Origin of the sequence: Segatella copri (assembly GCF_051861805.1) — a bacterium.
GTDB lineage: Bacteria > Bacteroidota > Bacteroidia > Bacteroidales > Bacteroidaceae > Prevotella > Prevotella copri_M.
The window spans coordinates 2,822,611-2,835,925 of sequence record NZ_CP146520.1 but is presented as its reverse complement, the minus strand read 5'-3'; the positions used below and the strand labels follow the sequence as shown (position 1 = coordinate 2,835,925).

The following is a 13,315-nucleotide window of genomic DNA, read 5'->3' as shown; positions in this document are numbered from 1 at the left end:
TAACATTTCATTTTATGTTGATGCAAAATTACACTTTTTGTTTGAAACGACAAAAAAAATAGCAGATATTTTTGAAAATACCTGCTATTTTGTTATTTTTTATCATTTCTGAGACGATTCAATCCTCTTTAGGAGAGTTGAAAGCCCCACTTTTTTATGCTTTTTTCATCAACTCCAATGCTCTCTTTATCAGCAACGGTTAGTCCTTCTGCAGAGGAACTGCGAAGTAAGCCTTCTTGCCGGTAGGCCATACGCCCTGGATGTAGAGCACAGGATCCTTGCTGGTAGAAGCACTCTTCACGGCTTTCTGCAGGTCGTCGAGCGATGTAATGTTGTTGTCGTTGATGCGCTGGATAATGAATCCGCGTGATACACCTGCATCCTTCAGTGCACCGCTGTTAACCTTCATCACTTCTACACCATACTTGATGCTGAGCTGGTTCTTCTGGCTCTCGCTGATAGGGCGGAAGGTGCCGCCGAGGACGTCGAGGTCAGCGCTCTTAATTACGGAAGTGTTGCCCTGGGCATTCTTCAGGGTGATGGTCTTCGTGTTGGTCTTCTTGTTGCGCAAGTAGGTGATGCTCATCTTGTCGCCAGGGCGCTTGCCGTTCAGTGACTCCTGCAACTCTGCCATCTTGGTCACCTTCTTGCCGTCTACCTTGGTGATGACGTCACCTTCCTTCAGTCCGGCTGCTGCACCGTTGCCGTCCTCATCTACCTTGGCAATATAAACACCCTCGTTGGTACCTAAGTCAACTTCCTTTCCGTTCTCCTTCTGGGCGTTGATGTAGTTGAGAACGTCGCTACCCTGGATGCTAAGCATCACGCGCTGTACGCTGCCGTATTTCTTCAAGTCGTCTACTACCTTGTTCATGATAGAAGTAGGGATGGCAAAACCGTAACCTGCATAAGAACCGGTCTGGGAATAGAGCATGGCGTTGATACCTACCAGTTCACCCTGGGTGTTGACCAGTGCACCGCCCGAGTTACCTGCGTTGATGGCTGCATCGGTTTGGATGAAGCTCTCTACGCCGTTGGCGCCCAGCGAACGTGCCTTGGCGGAGATGATACCTGCGGTAACGGTGTTGTTCAGTCCGAATGGGTTGCCCACTGCGATGACCCATTCACCCACCTTCACGTTGTCGCTGTTGGCGATAGGAAGGGTAGGCAGGTTCTTGCCGTCAATCTTGATCAAGGCAAGGTCGGTGGTCTTGTCGGTACCGATGATGCGTGCTGAATATTCGCGGTTGTCGTTCAGGGTAACGGTCAGCTCGTCGGCACCTTCCACCACGTGGTTGTTGGTTACGATGTAGCCGTCTGCGCTGATGATGACGCCCGAACCAGTGGCCTCTCTCTTAGGAGTCTGTACCTGCTGCTTGCGTGTTCCGCCATTTCCCTGTCCTGGGTTTCCGAAGAATCCGAATGGGTCGAAGAAACCTCCGAACGGGTCGCTCTGCACATCCACAGTCTTCACCTTTGAGTTCTGAACGTATTTGATATGTACCACGGCTGGCAGAGCCTTCTCTGCTGCGTAAGTCAAATCTACCGGTTGACCTGGTGCCTCAGCTGTTACTGCTGGAGAAGCGTTCACCTTCATAAATGCACCTGTTGAGAATGCCAGCGATCCTACGCATAGCACTGCCATTACATAATTAGTTACCTTTTTCATGTTTCAATATCTTTTTTATTATTACTTTCGTTTGATTGTTACTTTCATCTTTATTATGTTATAGCTTTCAGCCTTGCCAATACTGTGCCAAACTTCCTGAGTCTGTCACTTCTGTCAGCCCTAGCCTCAGCTTTTCGGATGCAAATATAGAATCATTTTTTGATATACGGATAACTTTGTGCTAATTTTTATCCCGTTTTAACATTTGAAATTAACACTTTAACGGCTCTTAAACAAGAATAGTCCCATTTTTACAATTGTTTGCTACTTTTCTGAAATTTTCTACTTCTGTATATAAAACTAAATGTCTGCAAATTGTAAACGAATATAAAGAAGGTTAGTAGAAAAGTAGTCAGAAAACCTTCTCGAATATCCTGAAAGCGGCATTGAGATGGCAAAGAAAAGCGAAAAGAGTTTAAAAACTTAGCAAAATTAGCGGTTAAGTCGAACTTTTTTGTTACCTTTGCAGTTCGAAAGCAGTGCTCCGGCTTGTCGCTGGCATTCCCTGATGGGGATGAAAGAGGAAAGTCCGGGCAGCAAAGGGCATCCCACTTCCGAAAATAGAAGCTATTGGTGACAGTAGGTGTCGGTAGAAGAAAACAACCGCCCGAAACTTATTCCGTAGCGATGGGGCTTTCAGCATACGTCGTGGTTTAGTGTCGGGTAAGGGTGAGAAGGTGGTGTAAGAGACCACCAGCTGGCGGGTAATCGTCAGGCTGTGCCATCTGGGAGCTGTAAGCTCATGTAAACCGCAGATTGAGGGCGGCTCGTCCGATTGCCTTCGGGCTACTGTGGAGGGTAGAGTGCTTGAGCCCAGGGGTGACTCTGGGACTAGATAAATGACAGGCGCCTGTTTCCTTTCTTGGGGCAGGAACAGAACTCGGCTTATAGGGGCACTGCTTTCTTTCTTTTTAGTTCTTTCCGCATCGCTATATATATAATAATGTAGGGTGCGATATTTCAAACGTTTTTAATATAACTAACAGGATTATGAATCTCAGAGAACCGGAAAAGCAGATATTAGATGATTTTGAGCACAAGGTGACCAGTAAGATAGAGAAGTATGGTGCGAATGCCGACTTCCCTAAGTTCGAGAACTATGGTATTACCCGCATGGATTTGGACGACTATCTCTTCGATAAGCAGGCCATCCTCGATATGGGCGGCTCCAAGCGTACCCAGCTCACGGTGGGCGGTTTCATTACCGTTATCCCAGTTTTAATCTTGTCTTGTTTCCCCGACAAGTCGCCTATCTATGAGAATGGCAAGGCCCTCACCACCGTCATAGCCCTTATCATCGGTCTGCTGCTTGCCTGCTTCTTCAAGGCTTTGCTTCAGATGGTCATCGCCTATCGCGTGAACAAGCACAAGGAAACCCAGATGGAGACCTTCATCAAGGCTGTGCTCTTCTATGAGCCGAAGGCATAGCCCATAGGAAGTCTTTCGGAAGCCTCTTGGAAGTATTCCAAAAGCCTTCCCGAAACTATAAACTATAAATTATTAATTATTAATTATAAATTAACATGACTTTACCAGACTTTATGGCTTATAAGGACAAGTTCACTCAGAGTGCATTTGTCGAGAAGATTTCGCACGTGGCTAAGCGTGCAGGTGCCAAGATGGTTTATGCAGCCCTCATTCTCTATTATACATTAGAGAGCGACAAGGTGGCGCTGAGAGACAAGGCGATGATTATAGGAGCCTTGGGCTACCTCATCAGTCCGCTGGATGTCATCCCTGATGCCATTCCTATTGCCGGCTTGGGCGACGACCTTGCCGTGCTGCTCTTCGTGCTCAAGAAGGTTTGGGGCGATGTTTCAGAAGATGCCAAGCAGAAAGCCTACAGCAAGCTTTCGCAATGGTTTGATGAGGATGAGCTGCCTAAGGAGGCAGACGACCTCTTCAAGGAGAAACCGGAAGATACACCGGTATAAATAACAGAAGAGAAATATCGGCAGGAATCCTTTCGTTTTCTGCCGATTTTCATCATCCCAAAATCGATGTTTATCATAGCAAAAGAGGGCAATCCGATATTCCGGATTGCCCTCTTTCTATATCATAACCAAGTTGGTAGTCTTCTTGGATTAAACGATGCCCTGAGCCATCATAGCCTTAGCTACCTTCAGGAAGCCGGCTACGTTTGCACCCTTTACGTAATTTACGTAACCGTCTGGCTCTGTACCATACTTCACGCAGTTAGCGTGAATATCGTTCATGATGTCGTGGAGCTTAGCATCAACCTCCTCACGAGACCACTTCAGACGCTCTGAGTTCTGGCTCATCTCAAGACCTGATACTGCCACACCACCTGCGTTGGCTGCCTTACCTGGAGAGTAGAGAATCTTAGCATCCTGGAATACTTTGATAGCCTCTGGAGTAGAAGGCATGTTAGCACCCTCGCTCACTGCGATAACGCCGTTGGCGATGAGAGCCTTGGCTGCCTCCTCGTTGATTTCGTTCTGAGTAGCTGATGGGAGAGCGATGTCTGCCTTCTCAAACCAAGGCTTAGCACCCGCAACATATTTTACACCATACTTCTCTGCATACTCCTTGATACGGCCACGCTCTACGTTCTTGAGCTCCATGATGTAATCGAGCTTCTCGCGGTCGATTCCGTCTGGGTCGTAGATGTAACCGTCTGAATCTGAACATGTAACTGGCTTAGCACCCAACTGGAGCAACTTCTCCATAGTGTACTGCGCTACATTACCTGAACCTGAAACCAAAACAGTCTTGCCCTTGATGTCAATACCCTTGGTAGCGAGCATGTTGCAGAGGAAGTATACGTTACCGTAACCTGTAGCCTCAGGACGGATCAATGAACCGCCGAACTCCTGACCCTTACCGGTCAAGACGCCCTGGAACTGGTGTGTCAACTTCTTGTACATTCCGAAGAGGTAACCTACCTCACGGCCACCTACACCGATGTCACCAGCTGGAACATCCTCGTCTGGACCCATGTGACGATAAAGCTCTGTCATGAAAGCCTGGCAGAAACGCATCACCTCGTTGTTGCTCTTGCCACGTGGAGAGAAGTCGGAACCACCCTTAGCACCACCCATTGGCAGAGTTGTAAGAGAGTTCTTGAATGTCTGCTCGAAAGCCAAGAACTTCAAAATACCCAAGTTCACAGACTTGTGATAGCGAAGACCTCCCTTGTAAGGGCCAATCGCATTGTTGTGCTGAACGCGGTAACCCATGTTAGTCTGTACGTTACCCTTATCATCAACCCAAGATACACGGAACTGGATGATGCGGTCTGGGATGCAGAGACGCTCGATGAGGTTTGCCTTCTCAAACTCAGGGTGCTTGTTGTACTCTTCCTCGATAGTACCGAGAACCTGACTAACTGCCTGGATGTACTCAGGCTCGTTTGGGAATCTTCTTTGGAGATTCGCGATTACTTCAGATGCTTTCATAATCTTTCTTTTATTGTGTTTAAATTATTGTTTTCTATTTTCTGTTTGCAAAGGTATAGATTTTTGTTGAAATAACCAACAAAAAGAAAGAAAAAATGAAGAAAAAGTAGAAAATAGATACTCTTTTAACTTTTTCTAATAGTTAATGTAGTGTAATTGTATGCGTACACATTATTATATATAGGAAAAATGGGTAAAAACTGTCTGCAAAGCAAGAGTTGAAGGAAATAAATAGTAAGAGAAAAGCGTTTTTCTCTATCTTTTTGTTGGTGTTATGAGATTTTTTAGTATCTTTGCAGGGTGTAAGGAACTCCACAAGGGAGATTTCTTCATGCAACATTTATTATAACGATTATGCCAAGAGCAACAGGACCGATAGGTTACATAGAGCACCGATCTCCGAAGAAAGACGAGACTGGCAAGTATTTGATTCATCCTCAGTTTGTATATAAGGATGTGTATGATTTCAAGGATATGCGTGATGGTATGCGCCAGCATTACCAGATGGCTACTCCTCAGTTTCTGGCTGCCATCCAGTCTATCAAGGATGAGACGATGATGGCTCTTTCCCAGGGCAAGGAGGTGAAGGTGGGGGATATGTTCATCATCAAGCCTAAATTGAAATTAAAAGACCATAAGGATGTCGATGGAAACGTATATCATAAGGTGTACCATGAGGGCGAGCTGATTCCGGCAAGTGAGGTAGAAATTGAGGGCTTCGAGGTGAGAACCACCCATGAGTTTGATAAGGAGTTTTTCGTCAATTATAGATGCAACTGCAGTCGTGACACCTGGAAGGTAAGTGCGCCTCCTAAGGAGACTGCTCAGGAATTGCTGGATATTACCAACTTCTGCCGTGAGCATGGCTATATCACGGTTCGTGATTTCATGCGTCTTCATGGTGTTACCAAGTATCATGCCCAGAAGGTATTGTCCGACTTGTGTGAGGGTGAGTTTCCGAAGATGACCCGTGAGCGCGAAGGCAAGGTGTATATCTATCGCAGAATAGGAGTTTAAAAAAATAACGCAGAAAAAATCCTTTCACAAATCTGCTTTTTCCGTTGATAAACAGCGCATTGAGTGTGAAAGGACTTTTTCTTTGCGTTCTTGTATTCTTTTGTGTTTGTATTCTTTGTTTTTGAAGTTCCTTCTATCTATCGGATTTCTTCTACAAGATACAGGTTGCCGTATCTGGCATGTTCCGGTTTGCCAAAAAGGCGGGTCAGGGTCTTGCTGAAGGGATTCATGGCGATGTTCTGAACTCCCTTAGCGTGCTTTGTTCTCAATTTTTTCAAGATGATGTCGGCTGTCAGTTTCTCTCCCTTTTCATCGTTGTCGGGAATTCTGAAGTATGAAGTGATGGTTTTTTCCAAATCTGTCTTGATATAGTAAGGCTGGTTGTGTTCCTGCATCTCCTTTTCATCATCCTTGGAGAAGAAGTAAGGTTCGCCATGTTCCAACTCGTATAGAAGTTGGGCGTAGATAGCGTCGTGCTCGATACCTTCCACGTTGATCATCCCGTCGGGTTCCAGAATCAGGAATCTTCGTGACCCCGAGCGGTCGGTGAGGAGTTCACGCTGGTTGCTGGTGCCGGTGAACGACGCTGAACGGGGCAGACGGTTGAAGTTCTTCTTGTAGGCACCGATGAAGCTTGGCTTCATGGTTTGCATCAGGGTTTTCATCAACGGCATCTTCTTCGGATTCTCCTTGTCAAGCTCGTCGTCATTGATGATGGCAAATTCTACTATCTTTCTCTGAGCATTTCCCTTTTGGTTGAGCGAGAAATCATCTGTGTAGTAATCTCTTAGCTCGTTGGGCAATAAACTTCTGAGAAAAGTACTCTTATGCAGTCCCTGTGTCGTTGAAACCAGGGTAAGCATCACGCTGTTGGCATGTTTCTCGTCGTATCCAGCCATCTGCGCCACCATGGCACGTAGCCAGATTCTTCCCATCTTCAGGCAATAGTCAGACGGGTTGATGCGGCGAAGGAAGTCGCAGATTCTGTCCTTTCCGTCCCAGGTTCCTCTCACCTTGTTGATATAGCTGCGGATGGGATGATAGGGTTGGGCGTACTTCGACTTGATGAGTCGTTCTACGAAGTGGTCACGCACGAAGATGCCTGCCTCCTGCACCTCGATGGCAATGGTGTTGATGGCATACTTGTCGATGATTTCGAAATCATGCTTGATTTTGCCTTCTGAATCATATTCTTCGGTCTTCACCATTCCTTTTTCTTCATCATTCTTCTTTCGATATTCGAAAACATCGGTGATGACATTATATCGGAACTCATAGTTCTCCAGCAACCATTTCTGCATATCCGTGATAGGGCGCAGGTAGTTGCGGCTGCGTTTCTTGTACTGAGCCTCTTCGTCGGCCTCTTCCTGTTCCTTCTCCTTTTTGAAGACGTCCTTCTGTTTCTGAAGGTTGTCTTTTTCCTGCTGGAGTTTTTCTTTCAGCAGATCATTCTGCTTTTCGAGCGCTGCGACATACTGTGTATCGTTAATCAGTCTCTTCAGTGTTTTTCTGATATTCATGTATTGAATTCTATTTGGTTTATACTTAATGTTTTATAACGCTGCAAAGATACAACAATAATTCATCATTTGCAACACTTACATTGATAAATGTTGCAATAAATCCAGGGGGGACAAAGAGGGGTTACTTGAGGGAGTAATAGCCTACATCTGAAGGCGAAGAAACATCTTTTTCGCATCGGTTGACTCGGGTCATTCATATAGACCACTCACGTCATCCATATAGATGACTCTGGTCAGCTATATGGATGACCCGAGTCGACCGATGCGAGGAAGGCATTACCCCTCCTTCTTTTCCTATCTCTTTCTCCCCCAGGTAAAGGTTTCTTCTCCCTGTAGTATATGTTCCTTCGTTTACTCTTATTGAAAGCGGCGAGAAATGTCATTGATGAAAAATGCCTTCACACTTAAGCGGATGAATATCAGAAGATTGCTGGTGATGTGAAAGGAAAATGAAAGATAAATAAAAAAAGGTGTATCAGAAACCATGAAGCTTTCTGATACACCCTTGTTTTATTCTCTTCTATTTATACTTCTTTAATTGATTTTGCTAATTTGCTCAGGTGAAAGACCAGTATATTTCATAACAAGTTCTTTCGACATACCATCAGCAAGCATACGCTGTGCTGCATTTATATTTGCCTCATTAGAGCCTTCAGCTCTTCCTTCAGCTCTTCCTTCAGCTCTTCCTTCGGCTCTTCCTTCGGCTCTTCCTTTTGCCATACCTTCGGCTCTGGCTTCCGATTCTGCGGCAGCCATGCATGCCAAATTATCGCGAGCAATCCAAAGACTGTTCTCGTAGGCTTCCCATTCTTTCTTCGAGAGTCTGTGACTGTCGGCATATTCCTCAAGTTTCTCGAAAATCTTCTTTTGTGCCGTCCAAGGCATTCTTGTTAATGCTTCCATATGAGTCAATACATAAATCCATTTATCAAAATCACTTTCACATTCCTCTGGCTCTTTTTTGAAAAGAGGCAGTGCCAAGTAGATGAAGCGAAGCTTGTTGGAAGCTTGCTCCTTGCTCTCCTTATCTGCCAATATGATGTCTGTTCTGAACTTGTTTACTTCGCCTGCCTTTGGCATATAGTTCATGAAGCAAACTGTGTATATCGGCAGAAACTTATAGGCATCCTGATTCTCAGTCTTGCCCTTATCTACCTGTTCCAGAATACTTCTGCAGGCATAGCAGATGGAGCGATCCAGAAAATTGGGTTGCCACTTGTTCTGCATTTCCAGGATGAATCGCTCGCCAGTGTCGGTTTCGCAGAAAACATCGTAGATAATGCCTCGCTGATCTTTGGTCTGAGGCAATTGCTCCTTGTCTTTAAATACTACGTCCTTGACTTGGAGCTCTCCCTCCAACAGATCGTTGAGAAAGCTAATCAGCAAATCCTTGCTGAATTCTTGACCGAAGAGGCGCTTGAAGCCCCAATCGGTGAAGGGGTTGATGTACTTTGCCATCTTGTTAGATTTTAATTGTTCTTAAATCTGATGACAAAGATACGTTGTTTTTTTGTAAACTCCAAATATTTAATCGATTTTTGCATAAATAATCGAAAAATTATAAATACGCTGTTGTTCTCCTTATTCCAATCCCCACATATCATTCAGCATACTAATAGCTGACTCCGAGCGGAATACATGATTGTGGAAGGTGATGATGCCTTCGGGGGCAAGGTGGTCTTCGAAGGAATTGACCAGGAAATCTGCTTCGAGCAGAATGCGATAATCGAGGCTGGTTACATCCTTATAAGTATGATGATGAGCAATGAGCCGGCAGATTCTTTCTGTCTGCGTGGCGCATCGCCACCATCACAGGTACAGTTTTTAATAAGACGACATCCGAACCTCTTGACTTCGCTACAGTCGTTCTTGTGAACCCGGAAACGGGTGCACCGCTGCCTATTGGCATCACAACCGATGAGAACGGAGTGTTTATCATCCCCAATGCACCTTCGGGAAAATATATTGTCCGTGTCAGCATGATTGGTAATGTCACACAGGAACGTGAGTAAGCAACGTATTTGCATCAGGCAAAATGATGATAGATAATTCTGAAGTAGTTCCAGTTGATACAGTAGCACCTGAAACTCCTAAGGATTCAGCAGAGGTCAGCACTCCTGTTTTGCCACAGGCTGGTGCAGAGGATTCTACAGATCAGGCTACTCCTGCAGAGACAACATCTGAAGCAACATCTGAAGTTACATCTGAAGCAACAGAGGCTACATCTGAGACTCCAGCAGAGTCTGTAGATACTGCTCAGACAGAGCAGCCTGCAGCACAGGCAACTGTTTCTGAGTAAGCAGCTCTGATATAACTCAATTCTAGGCATACACAAATGTAATACATTTTGCAGTACATATATATAGATAGATAAAGAAGTAGAAAGAGTTTTCATCAAGGTAAGAGTTTATATTTAGGTTTAAATTGCAGTTTTATTATCTCAAAAGATAAGTAGGATTTTAGGTTCGGTTTATGAAAAGTGAAGCCTGCCGGCAGTGATGCCGACAGGCTTCTGCGTTTACTGCTTCCTCAAACTATACTTGCCGTGCTTGTCGAACACGAGCCAATAGAGCACAGGCAGGATGGTGGCGATGAGTACCATCGAGATAAGCGTACCGAAGAAGATAACGGCTCCCATTGGCGACCACAGCGTATTGTTCTCTACCATCATAGGCAGTACGCCTACCGAGGCGGCTGCCGATGTAAGGAAGATAGGGCGCATGCGGCGCTCGCCAGCCTGGAAGGCGGCTTCCTTTACCGATAACCCCTTGTCGCGGCGCAGTTCCTCGGCATAGTCGAGCATGATGATGCCGTTTCTCACCAGGATACCCATCAGGCTCACAATGCCCAATATGCAGGTAAGACTCACGTCGAAACCCGTAACCAGAAGGCCTATCGCTGCACCGAAGATGCAGAGCGACATGGACGAGAGATTCACCAGTGCCAGACTGATGCGCTTGAAATGGAAGAGCAGGATGAAGAAGATGATCAAGGCTGCTATCATCACGCCCGATGTAACCTGAGGAAGGGTTTCGGCATCCTTTTCTGCCATACCGCCAATCTCCCAATCAAGACTGGAATCTAGCGGGAGTTTGGATACTTCCTGCTTCAGTTCGTTGGCCAATTGGTTGGCATTGAATCCCCTTAAAGGTTCACCTATGATAGAGATGGTACGCACGCCGTTTCTGCGTATGATGCTGCCGTCGTGCCAGTCGGGCGAAATCTTAGCCAGCTGGCGGAGTGGAACGCTCGATGTTCCTCCCATCACGGGGATGTATTCATTGGCAAGATCGCTGTCGTTTTCCGATTTCAGAACCATCTTCACCGGATAGTCGCCTTCCCAAAGGGTGGCCATCGGGATGCCATCGCCAAAATGAATGGCAAGGTCGGCAGAGAGTATGGTCTTGTTCACACCCAGCCGGTTGGCCTCGGTAGCATCTGGAGTTACCCTGATGCCAGGCAGGGGCTCTTCGTAGTTGGTACGAATCAGGTTGATGCCTTCTATCTTGTGCATGCAGGCTTCTATCTTCCTGGCGGCAGCCTTCAGGTCGCCCATGCTGTCGCCGCTCACTCTTACTTCGATAGGGTAGGTGGCGTTGTTGTAATCCATCTGCTTGAAGCGGATGTAGCAGTCGGGAAAATAGTTGGAGTATCGGTCGGCATATCGGTCGAGTACCTCTTCTGTGGCATCGTTATCTACCGTATTCACGATAAACTGTGCAAAGTTTTCACCGCCAATCTGTGGCGCATAGGTGGTGTGGAAACGGGGTGAACCCTGGCCAACAAACGTGGTTACGGCTGTTACCTGCGGGTCGCGCTGCAGAATGTGGGCCATAGAATCTGCCACCTGTGCGGTTCTTGCAGCGGTGGTTCCGCTAGGCAGATAGAACTCTACGGCAAACTGGTTTCTCTCGGCGATAGGCATCATTCTCTGCGGAAGATGTACGAAGATGATGGCTCCGGTGCTCACCAGCATGATGCCCACAACGAGGGTGGTGCGTGGAAAGGCGAAACAGCGTTTCAGCAACCAGGTGTACCCCATCTGCAGATAGTCGAGCGGCTTTTTGCGGGCGTTGGGCTTGTGCTGGCTGCTGATGCCCTGGTGAATCACCATATACTGTAAATAAGGTGTGAGCAGCAGCGAAACCATGAGCGAGATGCTCAGGATGATGAACATGGCCCAGGGGAATGATTTTACGAAATCGCCCATGTCGCCATGCATGGTAAAGAGGAATGGGAAGAAGGTGAGCGAGATGCTGAGCGTGGCAGAAAGCACCGACATGAAGAACTCTCTAGGAGCTGCGATGGCTGCATGCCAGCGCGACATGCCATGGCCCAGCTTCTCCATGTAGTTGTCGATGATAACCACGGAATCATCCACCACCATACCCAGTGTTACGATGAGGGCAGCCAGTGTAACGGTGTTCAGCTCCATGCCGAAAAGATAGAATATGCCCACCGACGAGAAGATGGTGATAGGGATACTGAGGGCTGATACCTCTGCCACGCGGCGCGGCATGAGCAGGATAACCACGATGATGACGGAGATGACCGATATGAGCAGCTCGCGCAGGAAGGTTAGCACCGATTCGCTTACCACCTTGCTCTGGTCGGTAATGGTATTGATGTGTACATCGCCTGGCAGGGACTGTTCAAAATCATCCATCATCTTGTGTACGTCTCTTCCCATCTTCACGATGTCGTTTCCCGGTCGCATTTCAATGGATAGGAGCACGCATTTGTTGCCGTTGCTCTTGATGTATTTATTCAGTTTCGGGTATTCTCTTTTAATCTGTGCGATGTCCTTCAGGCGCACGATGTTGCCCTTGGGGTCGGAATATACAATTTGTTCTGCCACATCCCGCTCGTTGTTGTAGGAGTCGGTGATGTGGATGGGCAGGTTGAGGTTGCTCATCTCCAGGTTTCCGCTCACGGTGGTGAAGCCTTGCAGGGCAAGGTCGTTCAGAATCTTATAGGGGCCGATGCCGTATTTGGCCAGTTTGTTCTGGTCCAGGCAGATGCTTATCTGTTCGTTTTCCAGTCCGTAGGTTCGCAGGTTCGAGATGGCATCAATGCGGCGCAGTCTGTCCTTCAGCTGGTCTATGTATGTATTCAGTTCCCTATAGGTTTTCTGCTTGCTTTCCATCGTGATGAGTAGGGCAGAGGTGTCGGCGATGTCATCCACAGCCTGCAGGGCAAGGACACCCGTAGGAAGGGAGCTCTTGAAGGCCTGCAGGCCATGCTTGAACTTGCTCCAGAAGGCATCCCGGTCCTCCACGTCGTCGTTGAGTTCCAGGAACACGATCAGCATGCCGTCCTTACTCTGGGTATAGGTCTTTTTCTTGTTCACCTCCTTGTATCCGAAGATGAAGTTCTCCAGCGGTTTAGCCACCCGTTCTTCCACCTCTCCGGATGTAGCGCCCGGATATACGGCTACGCAGGCACCCTGCCTGATGGTGAATTGCGGCATCTCCTGCTTGGGCATGATGCAGATGCCGAGTATGCCTAGAAATACGAGCATGCCCATCAGAAGCAGCACGATGTTGTGGTTGCACATCGCCGACTCGATGAACGAGCGCTTGATGATGCGGTTGGGCTTCCTGGTGATGCGTGCCTTGATGTGGTCGCGAAGGGCGGTGTCTCTCTCCGGCTTGTTTGTCTCTTGATTCATATCTTTTCCCTCCACT

The 13,315-nt window shown here is 47.1% G+C and carries 11 protein-coding genes and 1 other RNA gene; 7 read left to right on the top strand and 5 right to left on the bottom strand.

Annotated elements, in window-relative coordinates; translation table 11 throughout:
• Positions 1–199 precede the first annotated feature (199 nt).
• Complete coding sequence (locus tag V8Z93_RS11220; RefSeq protein ID WP_203041011.1) at positions 200–1,669, bottom strand: Do family serine endopeptidase; 1,470 nt, start codon at positions 1,667–1,669, stop codon at positions 200–202.
• A gap of 476 nt (positions 1,670–2,145) precedes the next feature.
• On the opposite strand from V8Z93_RS11220, the gene rnpB reads away from it, so the two are divergent.
• From rnpB to V8Z93_RS11205, 3 genes are all read left to right on the top strand, one after another.
• Positions 2,146–2,573: RNase P RNA component class A (rnpB, locus tag V8Z93_RS11215), an RNA gene on the top strand.
• Between the two features lie 86 nt (positions 2,574–2,659).
• Entirely contained in the window at positions 2,660–3,097 is a 438-nt protein-coding gene (locus tag V8Z93_RS11210) for a hypothetical protein (protein ID WP_217764013.1), read from the top strand.
• Positions 3,098–3,192: 95 nt separating this feature from the next.
• The gene (locus tag V8Z93_RS11205) at positions 3,193–3,603 is read left to right on the top strand and encodes a YkvA family protein (protein WP_203041009.1); all 411 of its coding nucleotides are present in this window, start codon (positions 3,193–3,195) and stop codon (positions 3,601–3,603) included.
• 150 nt (positions 3,604–3,753) lie between these two features.
• On the opposite strand, the gene V8Z93_RS11200 is transcribed toward V8Z93_RS11205, so the two are convergent.
• Entirely contained in the window at positions 3,754–5,088 is a 1,335-nt protein-coding gene (locus tag V8Z93_RS11200) for an NADP-specific glutamate dehydrogenase (protein WP_006847509.1), read from the bottom strand.
• Between the two features lie 354 nt (positions 5,089–5,442).
• Between V8Z93_RS11200 and V8Z93_RS11195 the strand changes: the two genes are divergently transcribed.
• Entirely contained in the window at positions 5,443–6,105 is a 663-nt protein-coding gene (locus tag V8Z93_RS11195; protein WP_439431537.1) for a hypothetical protein, read from the top strand.
• 137 nt (positions 6,106–6,242) lie between these two features.
• Here V8Z93_RS11195 and V8Z93_RS11190 read toward each other — a convergent pair whose 3' ends face one another.
• Positions 6,243–7,625, bottom strand: a complete 1,383-nt coding sequence (locus tag V8Z93_RS11190) for a VapE domain-containing protein (RefSeq protein ID WP_439431536.1) — start codon at positions 7,623–7,625, stop codon at positions 6,243–6,245.
• A 537-nt stretch (positions 7,626–8,162) separates the two neighbouring features.
• A complete protein-coding gene (locus tag V8Z93_RS11185; RefSeq protein WP_439431535.1) occupies positions 8,163–9,086 on the bottom strand; it encodes an Rpn family recombination-promoting nuclease/putative transposase in 924 nt (307 codons plus the stop codon).
• A gap of 180 nt (positions 9,087–9,266) precedes the next feature.
• Between V8Z93_RS11185 and V8Z93_RS11180 the strand changes: the two genes are divergently transcribed.
• The 3 genes from V8Z93_RS11180 to V8Z93_RS11170 are packed head-to-tail and all read left to right on the top strand — an operon-like array spanning position 9,267 to position 9,927.
• Positions 9,267–9,503, top strand: a complete 237-nt coding sequence (locus V8Z93_RS11180; RefSeq protein ID WP_439431534.1) for a hypothetical protein — start codon at positions 9,267–9,269, stop codon at positions 9,501–9,503.
• Positions 9,413–9,640, top strand: a complete 228-nt coding sequence (locus V8Z93_RS11175) for a carboxypeptidase regulatory-like domain-containing protein (protein ID WP_203049722.1) — start codon at positions 9,413–9,415, stop codon at positions 9,638–9,640. Before V8Z93_RS11180 ends, V8Z93_RS11175 begins: the two co-directional genes overlap by 91 nt.
• Positions 9,641–9,663: 23 nt before the next feature.
• A complete protein-coding gene (locus tag V8Z93_RS11170; protein WP_203049598.1) occupies positions 9,664–9,927 on the top strand; it encodes a hypothetical protein in 264 nt (87 codons plus the stop codon).
• A gap of 219 nt (positions 9,928–10,146) precedes the next feature.
• Here V8Z93_RS11170 and V8Z93_RS11165 read toward each other — a convergent pair whose 3' ends face one another.
• Complete coding sequence (locus V8Z93_RS11165) at positions 10,147–13,299, bottom strand: efflux RND transporter permease subunit (RefSeq protein ID WP_439431533.1); 3,153 nt, start codon at positions 13,297–13,299, stop codon at positions 10,147–10,149.
• Positions 13,300–13,315 lie beyond the last annotated feature (16 nt).